Origin of the sequence: Cohaesibacter intestini (assembly GCF_003324485.1) — a bacterium.
In the GTDB taxonomy this organism is placed as follows: domain Bacteria; phylum Pseudomonadota; class Alphaproteobacteria; order Rhizobiales; family Cohaesibacteraceae; genus Cohaesibacter; species Cohaesibacter intestini.
In genome coordinates this window covers 119215-139394 of record NZ_QODK01000004.1, presented here as the reverse complement: position 1 = coordinate 139394, position 20180 = coordinate 119215, and the positions used below count along the sequence as shown (strand labels likewise).

Here is a 20180-nt window from a genome sequence, read left to right as displayed (position 1 = left end):
GCAAGTGATTTTGTGGTGCTTGGCTCGGCTGTCTCAAGCGTCATCCAGAAACAAGAGCAACACTCCTAGCTACCATTCGGTCGTTAGTCTTGAAATTTCAGAAGCCAGCATTCGGTCACTCCACAGGGCATCTGTCCGCCAAACAATAGCGACGCACACACGTCTTTCGACAGCTGCAACAAATTTGGCTCGGTGTTCACCTATCAAGGGAAGCCCGCAAATTTAATCAGTGATATATCAAAGATTAAGAAGAAATTTCATTCTCACTCAAGGTTGTGGATGCGATTTCTGGCTGATTCTCCCTCAGGTTTTTATTGGGTCACCCCTCTTCGGTCTCCTTGATCAATTCATATAACGACGCCATTTGCCTGTTGATCGCGACACATTTGAGCCAATATATGATTTATCAGTGATATTCTAATGATGATTTTACCTTGAAACGCGTTTCGGTTGATGGCACTATTGCCCAATAACGACCCGCAATGCCATCCTGGGAGGGCGGGTATGAGCAATTCTGGTTTGCTTTAGTTCGTAGGAGGAAATAATGAACTTTTCCAAACTTTGCAGACGTGGCCTATTGGGTGCCGCGCTTGCGCTGGCTTTTGCGCCTGCAGCGATGATCGCTGAACCAGCTGCAGCCGAAAAGATGACTGTACGCATTTCGTCTCCGGCGGTTCCGGGCGATTGGCATGCCGAACAGCTCTACATCTTCAAAGAGTATGTCGAGCGCGCACTTCCGGATCAGTTCGATATTCAAGTGTTCCTCAATGCGACGCTGTTCAAGCAAGGGACCGAGCCTGCGCAAATGATGCGCGGCAATCTTGATATGGCCATGATTTCTGCTCAGGACATCGCCAAACAGCTGCCGCAATATTCAATCTTTACCGCCGGCTATCTGATCCGTGATCCAGAGCATCAAAAAGCCGTCTTCTATGGCGATGTCGGTAAGGAATATTTCAAGGCCGTATCCGACAAAATGGGTGCGCATATTCTTGCTGTTGGCTATCTTGGCACCCGTCAGTTGAACCTGCGCGACGAGCGTGACGTGAAGGTTCCTGCGGATCTGAAAGGCGTCAAGTTGCGCATGCCTGGTTCCAAAGCCTGGCAGTTCCTCGGCTCCGCTCTTGGTGCCGCACCAACCCCACTGGCCTTCAACGAAGTTTATCTGTCTCTGAAAACCGGCACCATCGACGGTCAGGACAACCCGCTTCCAACCAACCAGAAGGCAAAATTCTACGAAGTCACCAAACAGATCGTTATGACCGGTCACCTGGTGGATGGTGTTTTCCTCTCCATCGCCAACAAAACCTGGGACAAGTTGAACGCTGAACAGCAACAGGTTTTCACCGATGCTGCGCGTCTTGCTGCAGAGTTCAACAACAAGAACCGTCTGCGTGACGAAGCCGGGCTGGTTGAGTTCTTCAAATCCAAAGGCATGACGATTTCCGAGCCGGATCGTGATGCCTTCCGTACCCATGTTCAGAAAATGTATCTGGAGAGCGAGTTCTCCAAGACATGGCCTGAAGGTCTGCTTGACCGCATCAACAAAGCGGGTATGTAACAGAACAAGATTGAGCGGCTTTTTTCGCCGCTCAATCTTTATGCCCGCCTTCATTTCACACAAGTATGATTGACAGGGCAGGCAAAGCTGGAGGAACGATGGTGCAAAAACTTCTCAAAAGCTTCAAACTGGTTGCCGAATTTGTTGGCGTCTTCTGGTTTCTCGTGATGTTCATCACTTTCCTTTTGCAAGTCTTTACGCGCTATGTGCTGAATGATCCCCTCGGCTGGACGACAGAATTGTGCCTGATTGCATTTCTCTGGTTTGCTTTCTGGTCCGGTGGTTTGCTGGTGCGTCCGTCAGATCAGGTGCGCTTTGACTTACTCTATTCCATGGCCAGCCTCAAGGTCCGGCGCCTTCTAACGATTGTCACGACACTTTCCATCGCGATGGTGTTCCTGCTTGGACTGCCAGCCAACGTCGATTTCGTCACTTTCATGAAAATTGATGTGACCTCAGTCATGGAAATCCGGTTCGACTATGTCTTTGCAGTCTTCGTCGTCTTCATGGCCGCGCTCGTTGTTCGGGGCATTTTACGCACCATACGTCTGATGCGCCCTGATTGGCAGGATGAGCTCTGACGCGCCTCTCCCTTACACAGCACTGCATGCCAGTGTTTCTATGATTGCAAGCGTGCAGACCAATCTCCTGAGTCGGCCTTGCATCTTTTCACGCGGATAAACAGCGGATAAAAATATGAGTATCGCTCTTCTGATCATGTTGGTTTTCTTTGTGGTCATTTGCGCCATGGGAGCTGCCATCGGTCCGGCCATGATTGCCAGTGGCATTCTATATCTTCTGATCTCGGGTCAGGATGTCGGCTTGACGGCTGACTTGATCATGAATGGGTTCTTCTCATCCTTCGTGATGCTTGCTGTGCCGCTGTTCATCTTTGCCGCCAATGTGATGAATGCCGGGACGATTAGCGAGCGCTTGCTCGACTTTTCACTGGTCGTGGTCGGACGTTTCCGCGGTGGCCTCGCGCATGTGAACATCTTCACCAGTCTGATCTTCTCCGGCATGAGCGGCAGCGCCATTGCCGACGCTGCGGGCGTTGGCAAGGTGTTGATCGATATGATGCGCAAGAATGATCGCTATCCTCCGGGATTTGCCGCAGCCATCACGGGCGCGTCCGCAACCATTGGCCCGATCATTCCGCCCTCTATCCCGATGGTGCTCTACGCGCTTGTCTCTGACCAATCTGTCGGAGCTCTGTTCCTAGGTGGTGTGGGGCCTGGCCTGTTGATGACAGGTGCGCTCATGGTAACCGTTTGGATCATTGCCAAACGTCGGAATTTCCCGATGGAACCCGCCCGCAGTGCGGCAGATGCACTCGTTGTGATTGGTCGCGGCATTCCACCTCTATTGATGCCGGGTATTCTCCTTGGAGGCATTTATGGAGGTGCCTTCACGCCAACGGAAGCTGCTGCCGTGGCGGCGCTCTATGCCCTGTTGCTGGCCGGTTTCGTCTATCGTGTGCTGGGCTTGCGCAAGCTGTTTGTGATTCTGATTGAAACGGTGCGTTCCAGCGCCGTGATCGCCTTGATCATCGCAGGTGCTTTCCTGTTCAACTATATCGTTGCGACAGAACAGATCCCCAATGCGATTGCCAGTTGGTTGTCCGGATTCGAATTGTCGCCAACAATCTTCCTGCTGCTTGTCAGCTTGTTGTTCCTCGCCTTTGGCTGCTTCCTCGATGCCACGACGATGATGTTGGTGCTTGTGCCAATCGTCCTGCCTTCTCTGAAGGCCATGGGTATTGATCTGGTGCATTTCGGTGTTGTTGTTGTCGTCAATATGATGATTGGCCTGATCACGCCGCCATATGGGGTTCTGCTCTTTGTCATCAATTCACTGACAGGCATTGAACTCGCCGAGATCATCCGCGAGATCTGGATATTCATCGCAATTCTGCTGCTGTCGCTATTGGTGATGATCCTTGAGCCGAATATCGTGCTCTGGCTTCCGCGCATGCTTGGCTATTGATCGCGTCGCCGACGCCAGACCGCAACGGATGGTGTTTTCACAACACAAGATCCAGTGATTTGCGAGAACGCTGCATCAGGAGGACGGTCGGAAGGCACTGTCACATGCAATTGCGGACAATTGCCTGCCAACCCATCGTCTTAAGAGACAGAGTTGCCTCAACTCTGTCTCTTACAATCCCAGCGCACGGTGCAGAGCTGTAGTCAAATGTCGCTCGATGGCTGCCACAGACGCACTGGCATCATGTTTTTTCAACGCCTCAATGACAGCCATATGCTCTTTCATCGCCTGTAGGAAGGTTCCAGGTGTGATCAAGGTCAGATTGCCATGGGCGAGGCGGATGAGTTTTATGCGATCATTGTTGAGCTTGTGAAGATTGTTGACGATCGAATTGCCAAGAGCCTCAACAATAGTGTCATGCAGATTCCAATCAACGCCTTGCGCTTCCTGCAGCAGGGCATCGCTCGGTCCCTCCTGTTCAAAGCGCGCAATGATATCCTTGTGCTTGGCTTCAAGGGCTTCGATTTGTGCATCGCTGGCATTTTCTGCAAATTTCGCTGCGGCTTCTTTTTCGATCAACATGCGCAATTGATACGTGTCACGAATGAAGCGCAAACTTGCTTCGACAATCTGGATGCCACGTTGGGGTACGATATGCACGAGGCCTTCAACTTCAAGACGCTGGAGGGTTTCGCGCACAGGTCCAAGAGGGATACCGGTCAGTTTCACCAACTCTCTTTGCGAGATAAACTGACCCGGACGCAGGTCACCTGTGAAAAGGTGATGCTTGAACTTCACATACGCACTGTCGCTAAGCTTCATCGCTGCTAATGACCTTCTGTGCCGGTGCACTGACTTGATCTCGTGAAAACGGCAATTGCTGCAGACTTGATTCTATCAAAGATTAATCACGCGATAGGATCTCGTCAATCACTTCGCCAACTGTGTATTCCTTCCGTCCATTTGAAGCCCCTTGATATGAAAACCCCTCGGCCGCAATCAGCCGAGGGGATGAACTTGAGAGACATTCTGTTGGTGGATCGAAAAGATCAAACACCATAAACCAAGGCAGGGCCTTCAGAAGCCCGCCATCGATTTGCCATGTGCGAATGCGGACAACAGCTTTTTCTTCTCTTCATCATCAATCGGCAGGTTCGGGACACGTATGGCTTCCCACTCCGCTTGTTGTGTTTGATCAGCAAGAATGGCTTTCAAGGCTGGTGTAACCGGTGAGCTGGTGACCGCCGCGACAATATGTTCAACACCGTTCAATACTTTATCGTCTGTTGCAGCAGGCACTCTGTCAAACAAATCCCGCAACAGCTCGGGAGCCACGTTGGCCACACCAGAAATGTTCCCAGCACCTCCCGCAGCCAGCAATTTTGGAACCAACGCTTCCCAACCCGTAAATACCGCGATGTCGGGACAGCGGTTGCGAATTTCCATCATATAGTCCCACTCCCCGGAGCTGTCTTTGACGCCAGCAATCGTGGTCGGGAAAGCTTCAACCAGGCGGGCAATGACATTCGGCGAAATCAGGACCCCTGTAACGGCCGGGAAATTGTAGAGATAGACTTGTAAGGCAGAGTCGTTCACTTCTGTGATGACTTTGGAGAAAAAGGCGAAAACCTGATCATCAGTCAAAGACTTGAAGAAGAACGGCGGCATCAGAAGAATATTGTTGCATCCGTGTTCCAGAGCATGTTTCGTCAGCTTGATGGTGTCGGGCAAGGCCACACAGCCTGTGGCAGGCAAGATCTTGTCGGCAGAGATGCCTGCGCTCAATGCAGCTTCCAGACCCTGCATGCGTTCTTCCGTCGTAAAGCCGGGGCCTTCTCCGGTTGTCCCGAACAAGCTGACACCATGGCATCCGCGTTCAAGAAGACCCTTTGCGTGAGCTGACAGGCTGGCTAGGTCAAGGGTGCCATTTTCCAAAATTGGGGTCAGAACCGCTGCGAAGATGCCGCGGAGAGGCTGATTGGTCATTTTAACTTCCACTTCATCACCTGAAGTCAATGCGTGTTGCAATCACATTCGGATTTTGACAACTCGTTGACTGCATGACTAACATATCAGTGATAGTACATTGATTGCATTTTTCGATCAAGCAAGATGTCGCTCTCTTGAAGCAGGATCGCCGCTGAACTTGAGTGTTTGAATGTCAAACTTATAGGCTCTGTTTTGCAGATGAATTGAGTGGAATGACTTGGGTAAGTATCTTCAACTATCCCAAGAATTGCAGCCCCTTGAGGGGCAAATCTTAAGCCGTTCCTATTCGACAGACAAAAGCTGGCAGAGGCTGGGGGAACAGTGTTTGAGGTTATGGCTTTCCTCGGCCACAAAACACCGCAACAAGCGCAAATATGGAATAGCAGCGAACAGGAAAAAGATGGCGGGGAATGCGATGGCGCGGCTGAAATGGCAGCGAGCCTCGCTGCCCAGTCAAACAAAAGGCCCCGCAACTCATTGAATTGCGGGGCCTTTTAGTCGAAAGTGGCACGCCCTACGGGACTCGAACCCGTGTTACCGCCGTGAAAGGGCGGCGTCCTAACCGCTAGACGAAGGGCGCTCGCTATCGGTGAGGCGGTTTATATGAGGCTTTGTCGCAAAGCGCAAGAGTGGTTTTTGACGAAACTGTGAATATTCATTCTACCTGTGGAATAAACTCGATGCGGCGGGAAATGCTCCCGTTCTTTTTGCTGATTTCGAGCACAGAGGTCATGCCCTTGCCATCCACCAGCAAGTAGACAGTGCCATTTTCGATCCGCATCTCGCGGATGCTTTCACCTGCATTCAGGCTGTGCGTAACCGCCCCCACAGGCGCGGCAGCCTCAGAGGCACTTTCCTTCTTGGTCACGCTCTTGTAGATAAGAATGCCAATAATGGACGAAATACCGACAACCATCACCAATATGGACCGAAGAGCAATGCGGCGCATCTTACGCTGCAGTTCCAGCATTTCCGGGCTCTGAAAGGGATCATCGCCGTTTGGTTGTTGGTCGGAAGATTGTTGAACCATGAGTGACTCTAGCCTAGTAGATGAAATCCTGACCTTCGAAGTCGAAGAGCATGAAAGTGGCAAACGCCTTGATGCGATTATCGCCGCCAAGGATGGCCGTTTTTCCCGCTCCCGCTTCAAAAGCCTGATCAAGGAAGGCAAGGTCAGCCTCGCCCAGCCCGATCAACCAGAGCGGACGATAGAGGAGCCCAACCACAGGGTCAATGCGGGGGATTGCATCAAGGTCACTTTGCCCCCGCCCGAAGACCCCACACCGCAGGGGGAAGACATCCCGCTGGATGTGGTGTTTGAGGATGACCACCTGATTGTCATCAACAAACAGACCGGTCTTGTCGTTCATCCGGCGGCCGGAAACTGGACCGGTACGCTCGTCAACGCCCTCATCCATCATTGTGGCGACAGCCTGTCGGGCATTGGCGGCGTCCGCCGTCCGGGCATTGTTCATCGGCTGGACAAGGAAACCTCAGGCCTGTTGGTGGTTGCCAAGAGCGATGCTGCCCATAAGGGCCTGTCCGAGCAATTTGCCGACCATGGACGCACCGGGCCATTGGTGCGCGCCTATCAGGCCCTCGTCTGGGGCCAGCTGAGCAACCGCAAGGGCACCATCGACACCCAGATTGGTCGCTCCCAACACAATCGCCTCAAGCAGAAGGTGCTGCGTGAAGGTGGGCGTCAGGCCATCACCCATTATCAATTGCAGGAAGAATTTGGCTCTGGCGGCGAAATCGTTGCCTCACGGGTCGAATGCCGCCTCGAGACTGGCCGCACCCATCAGATCCGCGTTCATATGGCCCATATTGGCCATCCGCTGATCGGCGATCAGGAATATGGACAAGGCTTCAAGTCAAAACTCAACAAATTGCCCGAAACCCTCGCGCGTCACATCGAGAAACGCAAGCGACAGGCGCTGCATGCGGGTCTGCTTGGCTTTGCGCATCCGGTCTCGGGCGAAGTGCTGGAATTTCGAAGCGAAATGCCTAACGATCTGAAGAATGTGATGAAAGCACTGCAAAAAATGTAGAACTTTTTTCTGTTCTGGCCCTGTTGTTGTCCAATTTTGACCTATATTAAACCAGAATGCAGGCCGTCCCGGCTGCACGATACTGTCCTGCCACTTGGGGGACAAGAGGAATAAGAATCAAATGGCAAAAGAATCTGGCAACATCCCTGTCGTCTCAAATTCTGAAGGTGGCCTGAGCCGCTATTTGAACGAAATCCGTCGCTTTCCCATGCTGGAGCCGCAAGAAGAATATATGCTGGCCAAGCGCTATGCGGACTATGACGACAAAAACGCCGCCCACAAACTGGTAACAAGCCATCTGCGCCTTGTCGCCAAAATCGCTATGGGTTACCGCGGCTATGGCCTGCCGGTCAGCGAAGTCGTCTCAGAAGGCAATGTCGGCCTGATGCAGGCCGTCAAACGCTTTGACGCCGAAAAAGGCTTCCGCCTTGCCACCTATGCCATGTGGTGGATCCGGGCCTCCATTCAGGAATATATCCTGCGCTCTTGGTCGCTGGTCAAAATGGGCACCACTGCCAACCAGAAACGGCTCTTTTTCAACCTGCGCAAGGTGAAGGGGCAGATTCAGGCGCTCGAAGATGGCGATCTGAAACCGGATCAGGTCGATTACATCGCCGAGAAACTGGGTGTCTCCAACGAAGAAGTCATCTCCATGAACCGCCGCCTGTCGGGCGACGCCTCGCTGAACGCGCCTTTGAAGGCCGATGGCGAAAGCGGCCAATGGCAGGATTGGCTTGTGGACGATTCCGAAAGTCAGGAATCCGTTCTGGCCGACAAAGAAGAACATAACCATCGCATGTCCCTGCTCACCGATGCTCTGGACATCCTCAATGATCGCGAGCGACGCATTTTCGAGGCTCGCCGCCTTGAAGAGAAACCGATCACGCTCGAAGAATTGTCCGAGGAATTTGACGTCAGCCGCGAACGCATTCGTCAGATCGAGGTTCGTGCTTTCGAAAAGGTCCAGAAGGAAGTACAGGCAGCCGCAGCCAAGGCGCTGGCTGACAGTGCGGTTGATCAATAACGTTTTTCTCTTGCAAGACGACGCTGCGACACCCCCGAATTCGGCGAAAACCACAATAGCGCGAGGCTGATCACAAAGATGTGACCAGCTTGTCGCGCAAAAATATTTCGCATAAAGTCGTCTACTAAATTTTTCGCATTCAGGAGGCAGATCACCCAATGGGTCGCGCACGTTCGTTTGATGATCAAGACGTACTGGAAAGGGCCACACGGCTATTCTGGCGACAAGGTTATAAAGGCACATCCATGCGAGACCTGGTCGAAGCAACGGGATTGGCCAAAGCCAGCATCTACAATGCCTTCGGGACCAAGGAAGATCTCTTCAAATCCGTCCTCTCCTATTATATCGACAACAAGCAAACGCACAGCTTGTCCTTTCTGGAAGGCGGGTCCAATGGACGCGAGGCATTGCTTGCCTATTTCAACAATGTGCTCTGCGTGACTCTGGAGAACCAGTCGACTGCGGGCTGCTTGCTGGTCAACACCGCGACCGAACAATGCGCCACGGATACAGCCATGAAGGGGCTGGTCGACCATGGCATGGAGAGAACACAGCGTACCCTGATCAGCACCGTCACACGCGGCATCGAGGATGGCTCCATTGCCCCGTCAGTGGATGCGGAAACCGCCGGTCTGTGCCTGATGGGCACATTGCTTGCCATTCGCGTGATGGCCAGAAAAGGCGTCGACACACAATGGGTTACCAAATTGATCCGCGCCAATCTTGAAGCCCACATACCGGTCTGCATGCCATCCGCCGTATCAACAGGGCCTGTCACAGGCTATCGGCACTGAAACCGCTCCACCCAACGGCCCACTGGTTGATCCAGATCGACATATGCTGCTTGATCACACCAAAACAAAAGCCGGTTGGCATCCGCCACCGGCTTTCTCTTTGAGATAATTGCGCTGAGACATGGCTCATTCAAGCGTGCCATCCTGCACGATCTACCGAACCGTCTTTATTCACCCCAAGCCTTGATGGCATCCGCGATCACACGCTCCCCTGCAGCCCCTTTCTCAAGGGTCAGAATGGCCCGCACGCCCGAATTATACTGGATCGGAATATCGATCCAGCTGCGCAGGGTCAGAAGCTCGAGATTATAGCGTTCTTCCTTTTCCCCGGCGGTCAGGGCAATCCAGTGCAAATCGTCAGCGATCTTGATCGCCGCACCAACCATACCTTCGCCTCGGCTTTGTTCGGTCGGCTTGAGGATCAGTCCCGGTATTTTGACAATGGCGCGCGCTTCGTCCGGGGTTGGACGCTCGGCTGAAATCTCGATCAGATGAGAAGCAGGCAATTCAGCATCCTGATTCTTGGCCATTTTGATCGAGAAGGTTACATTCTGGTTGGGGATGGTTGCGGAAATCAGAATTTCGGCATTGTCGCCCTTGCCATCAAGCTCCCAGACAACCTCTCCGGCATTTGCCGAACCCGGCTCGCCATTCGGGCCTTCTTCTTCATAGAGAATAGAGCGTTGGGCAACCACCATCTCTTGTCCGGGCGCACTGGTCGCATCATCATTGCTGGCACCCGTCACCTGCTCGTCACTTGAAGGAATGGCATCAGGAACCGCAGGTGTCTCGCTCTGATCCTGAGACGGTGTCGCAGGCTCACTCTGGTCCTCAGGTTGCGACGGGGTTGACTGGTTGTCATTCTGCGGTGCTTCCGTCTGCGACGGCGCAGTGATATCAACCGTCCGGACAGATTTAGCCGGAATTTCCGCCTCATCTGCAGGCTTGGCTGCGCTGCCCTGATCCGGTTCACGCTGAGACGGTGGCTTTGAAACAACCTGTTCCGCACCGCCCTGATCACCCATAAAGGCGTCACGATTCTGGTATAGAAGGTAGCCACTACCGCCCAACAGACCGGCGAGCAAAACACCACCAACCATCACACCAAACCGCGAACCGCTCTCACTCTCGTCTTCAAGACCATCCTTGAAGTCATCGCTCTTGGCGATCGGGAGAGGTTTGTCGAGTGGGTCCCGTTTCACCTCACCTTTGATGGCCGTCTTACTGTCGGGCTTTGATGGAGCACCGGGACGGGCAACCGGAACAGCCATGGTCGGCTCAATACGGTCCTGACTGGCTTTTTTTGCCGGTTTTTCAGACTTCTTCTTCTCGTCGCGCCCATCGCCTACCGCATCAGCAGCGTCCTGTGCGGACTTCACAGCCGCATTGGTGGCAGCCCCGAGCGCATTGGCGTCCCGTACCGCATGCTTGAGCACATCAGGCCCGGCCCGCTTGACAACCGGATCAGAGGTCTGGTCCTCGTCATTTGCTTCATCATTGCTGTCAGACACAGTCACGGCAGGCACAGACACGGCAGGCCCTTTGCCCGGATCCTTAGCAACAGCCACGGCCTTCGAGGCAGGTTTTTCACCCTCTTGAGATTTGCCAGCAGCCTCTGATGCCTGTGTCGATATATCCGATGGCGTCACAGAAACCTGCGGTGCAGACGGAGCCTCTGCGGCCTCATCTCCAGCAGTTTCCTTGGCATCGCGCGCCTGTTTTTCAAGATCCAGCTCACGCTCGACCGCCCGCACGGCTTCTTCCAAAGCCATGCGTTGTTTGGAAATATCAGACGCAGCCAATGGCGGGTCCATATTCTGAAGCTGCGCCAACAGCGCCTTGCGAGCCTTGTCATAAATTGCCTGACGCTGCTCGCGCCCGGCATCCGGGGCGGCATCCACAGCACGCTTCAAAATCGTAAAATAGTCCGCCATCTTCCAATCCACTTAATGAGCCATTCCGGATCGACTCCAGTATGAGAATCGATCCGAAAAAGCCATTTGGAACCCCATCTTAGTCCTGATACGGATCCTGAACAAGAATGGTATCGTCTCGTTCCGGGCTGGTCGAGAGAATTGCAACCGGCGCACCGATCAACTCTTCAACGTGGCGGACATATTTGACGGCCTGCGCTGGCAGGTCGTTCCATGTCCGGGCACCGGCAGTCGAGCCAGTCCAGCCTTCAAGGGTCTCATAGATCGGCTCAACGCGCGCCTGCGCACCTTGCGAGGCTGGCAGATAGTCGATCCGCTCGCCGTCCAGCATATAGCCGACGCAGATCTTGATTTCTTTGAGGCCATCAAGCACATCAAGCTTGGTCAGCGCGATGCCGGTGATGCCAGACGTGCAAACTGTCTGACGCACCAGAACCGCATCAAACCAACCACAGCGGCGCTTGCGCCCGGTGACAACGCCAAATTCCTTGCCCTTTTCGCCAAGGAACTGACCGACTTCGTCATGCAGCTCAGTTGGGAAAGGCCCTTCACCGACGCGGGTGGTATAGGCTTTGGTGATGCCAAGCACATAATTCAGTGCCGATGGCCCAATGCCCGACCCGGCAGCAGCCTGACCGGCAGAGGTGTGGGACGAGGTCACGAACGGATAGGTGCCATGATCCACATCGAGCAGAGCCCCTTGCGCGCCTTCAAACAGGATCCGCTTTCCATCGCGCTTGGCCTTGTCCAGCAGGCGCCAGCTCTGGTCCACGAAAGGCAGCACCTGATCAGCCACGCTGGTCAGCTCTTCATACAGGTCCTCGGCCTTGATTTCAGGCACGCCCAAACCGCGACGCAGCGGATTGTGATGAGCCAGCAGACGGTCGATCTTGGCAGGCAGGGTCTCGATATTGGCCAGATCCAGCACGCGAATCGCACGACGGCCGACCTTGTCCTCATAAGCTGGGCCAATGCCGCGCTTGGTGGTGCCGATCTTGGTACCGGCAGCAGCGGCTTCTTCGCGCATCGCATCCAACTCGCGGTGCAGCGACAGGATCAGGGAGGCATTCTCGGCAATCCGCAGATTGTCGCGGGATACCTTGACGCCCTGTTCTCCAAGGCGGGCAATCTCGGCAACAAGCGCATGCGGATCAATCACCACGCCGTTGCCGATCACGCTGAGCGTGCCTTCACGCACGACGCCCGATGGCAACAGGCTCAGCTTGTAGCTGACCCCATCAATGACAAGCGTATGCCCGGCATTGTGACCGCCCTGAAACCGGACGACGATGTCTGCCCGTTCCGACAGCCAGTCCACGATCTTGCCTTTACCCTCGTCGCCCCACTGCGACCCGACGACCACAACATTTGCCATCGATGCGAGCTCCTTTAATCTGATGGTTGAGAAGGGGACGGGTACGGTTCGGATTTCGACCACGCTGGGGTCGAGCAACAACAGCAAAACTGAGCGTCAGATCGCTTCAACCGCGTCCCTTCAAAGAAATAGCCCTTCCGGGCGTCCGCCTGTTGCACCACCAAACCTTGATTAGGCTACCGGGCGGCACATCTTTCCGTTACAGACAATTCTATAGAGGGAAGTGCCCATGAAACCAAGCGCTGAGCCTTCTCGATTCAGTGAAATCTGCAAAAATCCCGCAACATCCCGTGGTTGATCCGCGCTTTGGGCACAGGATCTGCCACCAACAACGCAAAAACCCGCCCCAGAACACCGGAGCGGGTTTTCAAATTTGGATCATTCAGGCGATTCTCGGCGCCCCTGAGGGCAAGACCTCAGGCGAAATGCAGAGCCTTGGTCTGAACGACACCTTCCAATGCCGCAATTTCCGCGATCACTTCATCAGAGATCTTGCCATCAATCTCAATCAGCGCGATGGCGTCCTGACCGGCTTCCTTGCGGCCCAGATTGAAGGTCGCAATATTGAGGCCATGGGTGCCAAGCAACGTCCCCAAACGACCAATAAAGCCCGGCTTATCCTTGTTGGTGATGTAGAGCATATTCTCGCCCAGCTCGGCTTCCATATTGATGCCCTTGATCTGGATGATGCGCGGCTTGGCATCGCCAAACACGGTGCCAGCAACGCTGCGTTCCTGACGTTCGGTAATCAGTGTGACGCGGATGTAATTCTCATAGGCGCCCTGCTGCTCGCGACGGGTTTCCTCAATGTGAATGCCACGCTCTTTGGCAACAGCCGGAGCAGAGACCATATTGACGGTCTGCAGCAGCGGCTTCAACACGCCAGAGAGAACCACGGACGTTAGCGCACGGGTGTTCATCTCGGCCACATCGCCTTCATATTCGATGCGAATGCCCTGCAGGCTGGTCTCGGTCAACTGACCGGCAAAGGAACCAAGCTGGTCAGCCAGTTTGACGAATGGCGTCAGGCGAGGCGCTTCCTCAGCAGTGATGGATGGCATGTTGAGTGCATTGGAAACAGCGCCATTGACCAGATAATCAGCCATCTGCTCAGCCACCTGAATGGCCACATTTTCCTGCGCTTCCGAGGTAGAAGCCCCCAGATGCGGCGTGCAGACCACGTTCGGCAGACCGAACAGCACATTTTCCTTGGCCGGCTCTTCAGTGAAGACGTCAAAGGCCGCACCAGCAACCTTGCCGCTTTTGATGGCTTCCGCCAGAGCACCTTCGTCAACAAGACCACCACGGGCGCAGTTGATGATGCGCACGCCGTCTTTCATGGAAGCAATGGCTTCTGCGGAGACAACATTGCGTGTCTTTTCAGTCAGAGGGGTGTGCAGCGAGATGAAGTCAGCGCGCTTGAACAGGTCTTCCAGTTCGACCTTCTCAACCCCCAGATCCATTGCACGCTCTGGCGACAGGAAGGGGTCGAAAGCGATGACCTTCATTTTCAGGCCAACGCCGCGGGTCGCCACGATTCCACCGATATTGCCGCAGCCAATGATGCCAAGGGTCTTGCCGGTGATTTCGACCCCCATGAATTTGGATTTTTCCCATTTGCCAGCCTGCGTCGACGCATCAGCCGCCGGGATCTGGCGAGCCACGGCAAACATCATGGCAATGGCATGCTCGGCCGTGGTGATGGAGTTGCCGAACGGGGTATTCATCACGATGATGCCGCGCTGGGTGGCTTTCTCGATGTCCACATTGTCAACGCCGATACCAGCGCGACCGATGACCTTGAGATTGTCTGCGGCAGCAATGACTTTTTCGGTCGCCTTGGTGGCAGACCGGATCGCCAGCCCGTCATACTGACCGATAATTTCAATCAGCTTGTCCTTGTCTTTGCCCAGATCGGGCAGATAGTCGACTTCAACGCCTTTGTCCTTGAAGACCTGAACGGCGGTTGGAGACAGTTTGTCAGAAATCAGAACCTTAGCCATGGGATGCTCCTCATGCTCTTTGCGGACAGCGCACGCGCAACAGCGAAACCGGTGCGTCTGTCACAGGAAATCAAATTGAATTCAGGGAATTGGAGGGGGCTCTGATTACAGAGCCGCCTTTTCTTCAGCAAAGGCCCAATCGAGCCAAGCGGTCAGCATATCCAGATCACTTGCCTCGATGGTGGCACCAGCCCAGATGCGCAGCCCGGATGGGGCATCGCGATAGGCTCCGATATCGAAGGCAGCGCCTTCAGCATCGAGACGCGCAACAAGTGCCTTGGCAAATTTCGCCTGAGCATCCGCTTCGAGCGCCTGAACCGCCTCATCAACGATCGTCAGGCAAACGGACGTGTTGGAGCGAATGGCCTCGTCCTTGGCAAGGAAGTCAACCCAAGGGGTCTTGGCAACCCAGGCTTCCAGCACGGCAAGATTCTTGTCGGCCCGTGCGATCAGGCCCGACAGACCACCCAGATCCTTGCCCCATTTCAGGGCATCGAGATAATCCTCAACGCAGAGCATCGAAGGGGTGTTGATGGTCTCGCCCTTGAAGATACCTTCGATCAGCTTGCCGCCTTTGGTCAGGCGGAAGATTTTTGGCAAAGGCCATGCGGGCGTGTAGCTTTCCAGACGCTCAACGGCGCGGGGGCTGAGGATCAGCATGCCGTGAGCCGCTTCTCCGCCAAGCACTTTCTGCCAGCTATAAGTGACCACATCGAGCTTGTCCCATGCCAGATCCTGCGCAAAGGCAGCGGAGGTGGCATCACAAATGGTCAGGCCTTCGCGGTCCGCGTCGATCCAGTCACCATTGGGCACACGCACACCGGAGGTGGTGCCATTCCAGGTGAAGACGACATCGCGGGAGAAGTCAACCTGCGACAGATCCGGCAGCTCGCCATAGCCAGACTTGAGCACGCGCACATCATCCAGCTTGAGCTGTTTGGTAACGTCGGTTGCCCAGCCAGCGCCAAAGCTTTCCCATACGAGAATATCAGCGCCACGCGCACCAAGCAGCGACCACAGAGCCATTTCGACGGCACCCGTGTCAGACGCAGGCACGATGCCGATCCGGTAATCCGCAGGCACATTGAGCACCTCACGGGTCAGATCGATGGCTTCCTGCAGCTTTGCCTTGCCAATTTTTGCGCGGTGGGAACGACCCAGCGGCGCGTCAGTCAGTCCATCGAGGGACCAACCCGGACGCTTCGAGCATGGGCCAGAAGAGAAAAGGGGGTTGTTCGGCTGTTGAGCCGGCTTCGTCATATCTGTCATGTATCTACCCTCACAGATAGTTGCCTCTCGTTGGGGAGAGGTGTCCCACTCACCGGACTACAGCAACACTGAGGAAACCGCAAGCATTAAAGGGAATTCAGCTACAGATAAATGTAGCATGGAACAGAACGCACCCGGAACATGCGGGGAAGTGTGTCACAAAACTGGCACAAGCGGTTCACAGTCTGTTCTTGATGATCCGAAGGCTTTGCACGATGCGCTCACCGAATATGACCTGAAACCAACGCTTGCTGAGGCCAAAGGGATCACGCCACAGGTACAGCGCGAACGCATTTACCAGATTTACACTGAAGCTATTCGCCTTCAGGGCTTGCTCATCGGTCATTTCAAAATTGCAAATGAAGTGCATTTGAAAGATCCAGTCGGTCATGAAGGCGCTATCCATGCCATGGATTCAATTCAGGATGCGGCTCGCGATCTATGCGGTTCAATTGTTGACACGCTCGACGAGGTGTCGCAGTGAACGCAGCTTTACAAAAAGAAATCCCCGGTGCGGCAACACCGGGGACTTGCGAACTACTGAAAAGTAGAAGCGAGATAATACACCCGGATCCTAGCCAATTTAGCCCCATGACGCAAGAAAAGGCTTTGCGTGATGAACTCATTTTTTGGGCCTTGGCATATGCGAAACGCGGCTATCCTATTTATCCGATCAATATCGACGGTACACCATTGGTTGACTGGAACGGCGTCACCACGCCTGAAAGCAAGGTGCGTGAATGGTGGGGCAAGTTTCCTTTCGCAATGATTGGAATGAGCGTTGGCCTATGGAGTGGCATCTGGTGTTTGAAGGTCAAAGACCGCAACACCCTTGAAAGCCTGAAAAGGTCCGGTTGGGCAATTCCTGAGAAGGTCGTAGAGATTGTCACCCCTCTTGATGAACTAATGTTCCTTTTCCGCCCCGAACAAAACTTCGATCAAATCAGGGGATCGATTGCCCCCGGCGTCCATGTTTTCGGCACGGGTGACTTTGTGCTGTTGCCTCCAAGCCGTCCGGCGCTTGGTGGTCCAGATTATTTCCTTGAAGAAGGGCAAGAGCTTGAAGTGGGGCAACTGGTATGACTGACAACAATTTCAAAGTGCTTTCCGACATGAAAAGCCAATCCAACGTTACCACATTGCCAAAGCGTAAGAGCTTCAAGCGCACGAACACCAACGACATTATGGCGACGGAATACGCGCCTATTCGGTGGATCGTGCCTGAATACCTTCCTGAAGGTTTCAACGTACTGGCGGGGCGTCAAAAACTTGGCAAAACGTGGCTTGCGATAGATTGGGCCGTGTCCGTTGCCACAGGTCAGCACGCTATGGGCCAGATCCCTTGCGAACAAGGTGATGTGCTTTACATCGACATGGAAAATGGAGCAAGGCGCGTTCAACGGCGGATCAAGACCCTTTTCCCGGATGAAAAGTCAGTGCCTGATCTTTCCCGTTTGGATTGGGTAGAGGAAGCCGTTCAGCTTGATCAGGGTTTCATTGAATGCCTTGAAAGCTGGCGACTGTCCGTCAGTGAACCCCGGCTTGTTGTGATCGACGTTTTGCAGCGCATTAAGCCCGCGGGCACCAGCAACCGCAATGCCTATGAGAATGACTATGTAGCCTTTGCAGAATTGCAGCGCTGGGCAACTCAGAACGGGGTTGCAGTGCTTGCCCTGCACCATACCCGTAAAGGCGGTGCGGACGATCCTCTTGAAGCCCTGACCGGATCAAATGGCTTGTCAGCGGTAGCGGACGCGACCCTACTGCTAGACCGTGATGGAAACGGGATAACGCTCTATGTGCGTGGTCGTGACGTGGAAGAGAAGGAAACAGCCCTGACCTTTGCAGGCGGTATTTGGTCCATGCATGGCGAGGCAACCGAGGTGCGCCGTTCATCGGAGAGGGCAGCAATCCTTGATGAACTTCTTACCGCTGACGAATGGCTTACCCCAACCGACATTGCCATTATTACCGGTCGCAACAAGAACCCGGTAACAAAGATGCTGTCTCTTATGTCTAAGTCTGGCGAGGTAATGAAGGCTAAGAAAGGGCATTATTACCACCCATCTCGCACTGACCTAACCCCCGGTAATGTGGGTAATAAGGTAAGGTCAGAGAATAAAGGTATTAATAACAATGATTTAGAAGAAAGCGACATTCTTACCTTATCAATGGATGCGGGTAAGGTCGGTAAGGATCAGGAGAACCAAGGCAAGGAGGGCAGGCCATGACCTACAGTCCATTCTTACCTTATTACCGTTCTTACCGGGGGTCTGCATATCTGGTCCCAATGGTCGGCAATCTGACAGATATGGGCATCGGGGGTGGGACTTATCTTTTCTCTCTCGCAAGCCACCCTAAAACTGTGGAGGCGGTCGAATGATGGCATCCACGAAAGCAATCCGGTTCCTTGAAAGCCTTCAGATTCCAGAAGGGCCAAAGGCTGGCGATCCGATCAAGCTGGCTCCGTTTCAGAAAAAGTTTGTCAAAGGCGCTCTGAAAGCTGGCATCTCGATTGCCGTTCTTTCTATTGGTCGCGGCAATGCAAAGACGGCTTTGTCTGCTGGCATTGCTTTGGGCGCATTGCTTGGCGAATGGGATAATCAGCCACGGCGGGAAATCCTTATTGCAGCCCGGACAAGAGATCAGGGCCGGATTGCATTCAATTTCGTTGAAGGCTTTGCAAGGTCTTTGCCGGAAGAGATCCAAGAACAAATGACCTTCAGGAAATCGCCACGGCTTGAAATAGAGTTTGATGGCGATGGCGGCGGGCATTTGCTGCGCGTGATTGCAGCGGATGGCAAAACGGCATTGGGCACCGCTCCGACTTTGGTTCTGATGGATGAACGAGGCCATTGGCAAGCAGATAAAGGGGATGCGCTCGAGCACGCTCTTTTGTCCGGCATCGGCAAACGCGGCGGGCGGGCGCTGATTATTTCGACTTCTGCAAGCGATGACAGCCACCCATTTTCAAAGTGGATCGATGAACCACAAGAGGGCGTCTATGTGCAAGAGCATAGGCCAGCACCGGGCTTGCCTGCTGATGATCTGGAAAGCCTGAAAGAAGCAAACCCCGGCGCTCAATATGGCATTGGCTCAAATCTTGACTGGCTTCAAGCTCAAGCGAGAAGAGCAATCAAGCGCGGCGGATCTGCTCTTACCACCTTCCGGCTTTACAACCGAAATGAGCGCGTCAGTGCTGAAACCCGCGATCTACTTTTGACGGTCGATGAATGGCAGGCTTGCGAAGTCTCTGAATTGCCAGCCCGCAAGGGGCAAGTCGTGATTGGGATCGATCTTGGCGGCTCGGCATCGATGACGGCAGCGGCTTTTTATTGGCCTGAGACTGGAAGGCTTGAAGCGCTTGGAACCTTCCCCTCTATGCCTTCCCTGCTTGATAGGGGGCAAAATGACGGCGTTGGTTCTCGGTATGTCGATATGAGCGAGCGGGGCGAACTCTCAACGCTTGGAGAGCAAACGGTTCCAGTTGCCCCTTGGCTTACTCAAGTGATGAAGCATGTTGAAGGTGAAACCGTCTCGGCAATCATCATGGACCGATACAAGCAAGCCGAACTTGGCGAGGCCATTTCACGGGCGGGCATTCGTGCGCCCCTGATTTGGCGCGGTCAAGGTTTCCGCTCTGGGGGAGAAGATTGCGAACGTTTCCGGCGTGCCACGTTTGACGGCAAGGTGAAAACGTCCCCTTCCCTGCTCTTGCGGTCTGCATTCTCTGATGCGGTCACGCTTAGAGACCCGGCAAACAATATGAAGCTGACCAAAGCCAGATCAAAGGGGCGCATTGATGCGGCAAGCGCAACGGTTCTGGCAGTCGCAGAAGGGGCGCGAATTATGGGGCGTCCAGTCTCCAAAGGGGGGCGCGTGGCATGGGCTTGAAGAAGGAATATGCCAGACACTCGAAGAAAGTCACCCGGTCCCAACGCTGGAAAACGGTTCGATTGGAAGTCTTGCGGCGTGATGGCTGGAAGTGCGTGAAATGCGGCGCAAAGGGACGATTGGAAGTCGATCACATAAAGCCCGTGAGAACGAACCCAGAACTCAGCTTTGAAGAGTCCAATTTACAAACACTTTGCGGACCCTGCCATAGCAGGAAAACCCGCCTAGAAATCGGCTTAGGCCGTGAAGATCCAGCCCGCGAGGCTTGGAAAGAACTGATTGCAAAAATGCGGTCTTAAT

At 54.1% G+C, this 20180-nt stretch carries 18 protein-coding genes and 1 tRNA gene; 11 read left to right on the top strand and 8 right to left on the bottom strand.

Going from position 1 to position 20180, the window contains the following annotated elements:
* Positions 1–544: 544 nt before the first annotated feature.
* The 3 genes from DSD30_RS15265 (at position 545) to DSD30_RS15255 (ending at position 3547) form a co-directional block, all read left to right on the top strand.
* Entirely contained in the window at positions 545–1561 is a 1017-nt protein-coding gene (locus tag DSD30_RS15265; RefSeq protein ID WP_114010586.1) for a sialic acid TRAP transporter substrate-binding protein SiaP, read from the top strand.
* 98 nt (positions 1562–1659) lie between these two features.
* Positions 1660–2142: a TRAP transporter small permease gene (locus DSD30_RS15260; protein ID WP_157967730.1), complete on the top strand. Its 483-nt coding sequence runs from the start codon at positions 1660–1662 to the stop codon at positions 2140–2142.
* Positions 2143–2257: 115 nt separating this feature from the next.
* A complete protein-coding gene (locus DSD30_RS15255; protein ID WP_114010584.1) occupies positions 2258–3547 on the top strand; it encodes a TRAP transporter large permease in 1290 nt (429 codons plus the stop codon).
* A 171-nt stretch (positions 3548–3718) separates the two neighbouring features.
* Here the strand turns inward: DSD30_RS15255 and DSD30_RS15250 are convergent, their stop codons facing one another.
* The 4 genes from DSD30_RS15250 to DSD30_RS15235 all read right to left on the bottom strand — a co-directional run bounded on the left by DSD30_RS15250 (position 3719) and on the right by DSD30_RS15235 (position 6566).
* A complete protein-coding gene (locus DSD30_RS15250) occupies positions 3719–4369 on the bottom strand; it encodes a GntR family transcriptional regulator (protein ID WP_114010583.1) in 651 nt (216 codons plus the stop codon).
* Between the two features lie 255 nt (positions 4370–4624).
* Positions 4625–5533 carry a dihydrodipicolinate synthase family protein gene (locus tag DSD30_RS15245; protein ID WP_114010582.1) on the bottom strand — a complete coding sequence of 303 codons (909 nt, stop codon included), beginning with the start codon at positions 5531–5533 and terminating at the stop codon, positions 4625–4627.
* A 508-nt stretch (positions 5534–6041) separates the two neighbouring features.
* A tRNA-Glu gene (locus DSD30_RS15240) sits at positions 6042–6116 on the bottom strand.
* 75 nt (positions 6117–6191) lie between these two features.
* Positions 6192–6566 (bottom strand): hypothetical protein, encoded by a 375-nt coding sequence (locus DSD30_RS15235; RefSeq protein ID WP_114010581.1) that lies wholly within the window; start codon positions 6564–6566, stop codon positions 6192–6194.
* On the opposite strand from DSD30_RS15235, the gene DSD30_RS15230 reads away from it, so the two are divergent.
* The 3 genes from DSD30_RS15230 (at position 6565) to DSD30_RS15220 (ending at position 9405) form a co-directional block, all read left to right on the top strand.
* Positions 6565–7587 (top strand): RluA family pseudouridine synthase, encoded by a 1023-nt coding sequence (locus DSD30_RS15230; protein ID WP_114010580.1) that lies wholly within the window; start codon positions 6565–6567, stop codon positions 7585–7587. The genes DSD30_RS15235 and DSD30_RS15230 overlap by 2 nt on opposite strands.
* Before the next feature lie 121 nt (positions 7588–7708).
* On the top strand, positions 7709–8611 hold the full coding sequence (rpoH, locus tag DSD30_RS15225) for an RNA polymerase sigma factor RpoH (protein ID WP_114010579.1): 903 nt from the start codon (positions 7709–7711) through the stop codon (positions 8609–8611).
* A 158-nt stretch (positions 8612–8769) separates the two neighbouring features.
* Positions 8770–9405, top strand: a complete 636-nt coding sequence (locus DSD30_RS15220) for a TetR/AcrR family transcriptional regulator (RefSeq protein WP_114010578.1) — start codon at positions 8770–8772, stop codon at positions 9403–9405.
* A 167-nt stretch (positions 9406–9572) separates the two neighbouring features.
* On the opposite strand, the gene DSD30_RS15215 is transcribed toward DSD30_RS15220, so the two are convergent.
* From DSD30_RS15215 to DSD30_RS15200, 4 genes are all read right to left on the bottom strand, one after another.
* The gene (locus DSD30_RS15215) at positions 9573–11339 is read right to left on the bottom strand and encodes a RodZ family helix-turn-helix domain-containing protein (protein ID WP_114010577.1); all 1767 of its coding nucleotides are present in this window, start codon (positions 11337–11339) and stop codon (positions 9573–9575) included.
* A 79-nt stretch (positions 11340–11418) separates the two neighbouring features.
* The gene (locus DSD30_RS15210) at positions 11419–12714 is read right to left on the bottom strand and encodes an adenylosuccinate synthase (protein ID WP_114010576.1); all 1296 of its coding nucleotides are present in this window, start codon (positions 12712–12714) and stop codon (positions 11419–11421) included.
* A gap of 416 nt (positions 12715–13130) precedes the next feature.
* Positions 13131–14717: a phosphoglycerate dehydrogenase gene (gene serA, locus DSD30_RS15205; RefSeq protein ID WP_114010575.1), complete on the bottom strand. Its 1587-nt coding sequence runs from the start codon at positions 14715–14717 to the stop codon at positions 13131–13133.
* Between the two features lie 105 nt (positions 14718–14822).
* Positions 14823–15986: a phosphoserine transaminase gene (locus DSD30_RS15200; RefSeq protein ID WP_114010574.1), complete on the bottom strand. Its 1164-nt coding sequence runs from the start codon at positions 15984–15986 to the stop codon at positions 14823–14825.
* A 118-nt stretch (positions 15987–16104) separates the two neighbouring features.
* On the opposite strand from DSD30_RS15200, the gene DSD30_RS15195 reads away from it, so the two are divergent.
* From DSD30_RS15195 to DSD30_RS22040, 5 genes are all read left to right on the top strand, one after another.
* Positions 16105–16470, top strand: a complete 366-nt coding sequence (locus DSD30_RS15195) for a hypothetical protein (protein ID WP_114010573.1) — start codon at positions 16105–16107, stop codon at positions 16468–16470.
* On the top strand, positions 16467–17069 hold the full coding sequence (locus DSD30_RS15190; protein WP_157967729.1) for a bifunctional DNA primase/polymerase: 603 nt from the start codon (positions 16467–16469) through the stop codon (positions 17067–17069). Before DSD30_RS15195 ends, DSD30_RS15190 begins: the two co-directional genes overlap by 4 nt.
* Positions 17066–18217, top strand: a complete 1152-nt coding sequence (locus DSD30_RS15185; protein ID WP_114010571.1) for an AAA family ATPase — start codon at positions 17066–17068, stop codon at positions 18215–18217. The genes DSD30_RS15190 and DSD30_RS15185 overlap by 4 nt, the downstream gene beginning before the upstream one ends.
* Before the next feature lie 148 nt (positions 18218–18365).
* Positions 18366–19880, top strand: a complete 1515-nt coding sequence (locus DSD30_RS15180) for a terminase TerL endonuclease subunit (protein ID WP_245418495.1) — start codon at positions 18366–18368, stop codon at positions 19878–19880.
* The gene (locus tag DSD30_RS22040) at positions 19871–20179 is read left to right on the top strand and encodes an HNH endonuclease (RefSeq protein ID WP_114010570.1); all 309 of its coding nucleotides are present in this window, start codon (positions 19871–19873) and stop codon (positions 20177–20179) included. The genes DSD30_RS15180 and DSD30_RS22040 overlap by 10 nt, the downstream gene beginning before the upstream one ends.
* Position 20180 lies beyond the last annotated feature (1 nt).

Bases quoted from the DNA above. Each gene is read 5' to 3' on its own strand.
- DSD30_RS15265 (WP_114010586.1), top strand. From the start codon at position 545: ATGAACTTTTCCAAACTTTGCAGACGTGGCCTATTGGGTGCCGCGCTT.
- DSD30_RS15230 (WP_114010580.1), top strand. From the start codon at position 6,565: ATGAGTGACTCTAGCCTAGTAGATGAAATCCTGACCTTCGAAGTCGAA.
- DSD30_RS15235 (WP_114010581.1), bottom strand. From the start codon at position 6,566: ATGGTTCAACAATCTTCCGACCAACAACCAAACGGCGATGATCCCTTT.
- DSD30_RS15180 (WP_245418495.1), top strand. From the start codon at position 18,366: ATGATGGCATCCACGAAAGCAATCCGGTTCCTTGAAAGCCTTCAGATT.
- DSD30_RS15250 (WP_114010583.1), bottom strand. From the start codon at position 4,369: ATGAAGCTTAGCGACAGTGCGTATGTGAAGTTCAAGCATCACCTTTTC.
- DSD30_RS15210 (WP_114010576.1), bottom strand. From the start codon at position 12,714: ATGGCAAATGTTGTGGTCGTCGGGTCGCAGTGGGGCGACGAGGGTAAA.
- DSD30_RS15255 (WP_114010584.1), top strand. From the start codon at position 2,258: ATGAGTATCGCTCTTCTGATCATGTTGGTTTTCTTTGTGGTCATTTGC.
- rpoH (WP_114010579.1), top strand. From the start codon at position 7,709: ATGGCAAAAGAATCTGGCAACATCCCTGTCGTCTCAAATTCTGAAGGT.
- DSD30_RS22040 (WP_114010570.1), top strand. From the start codon at position 19,871: ATGGGCTTGAAGAAGGAATATGCCAGACACTCGAAGAAAGTCACCCGG.
- DSD30_RS15260 (WP_157967730.1), top strand. From the start codon at position 1,660: ATGGTGCAAAAACTTCTCAAAAGCTTCAAACTGGTTGCCGAATTTGTT.
- DSD30_RS15215 (WP_114010577.1), bottom strand. From the start codon at position 11,339: ATGGCGGACTATTTTACGATTTTGAAGCGTGCTGTGGATGCCGCCCCG.
- serA (WP_114010575.1), bottom strand. From the start codon at position 14,717: ATGGCTAAGGTTCTGATTTCTGACAAACTGTCTCCAACCGCCGTTCAG.
- DSD30_RS15245 (WP_114010582.1), bottom strand. From the start codon at position 5,533: ATGACCAATCAGCCTCTCCGCGGCATCTTCGCAGCGGTTCTGACCCCA.
- DSD30_RS15200 (WP_114010574.1), bottom strand. From the start codon at position 15,986: ATGACAGATATGACGAAGCCGGCTCAACAGCCGAACAACCCCCTTTTC.
- DSD30_RS15220 (WP_114010578.1), top strand. From the start codon at position 8,770: ATGGGTCGCGCACGTTCGTTTGATGATCAAGACGTACTGGAAAGGGCC.
- DSD30_RS15185 (WP_114010571.1), top strand. From the start codon at position 17,066: ATGACTGACAACAATTTCAAAGTGCTTTCCGACATGAAAAGCCAATCC.
- DSD30_RS15195 (WP_114010573.1), top strand. From the start codon at position 16,105: ATGGAACAGAACGCACCCGGAACATGCGGGGAAGTGTGTCACAAAACT.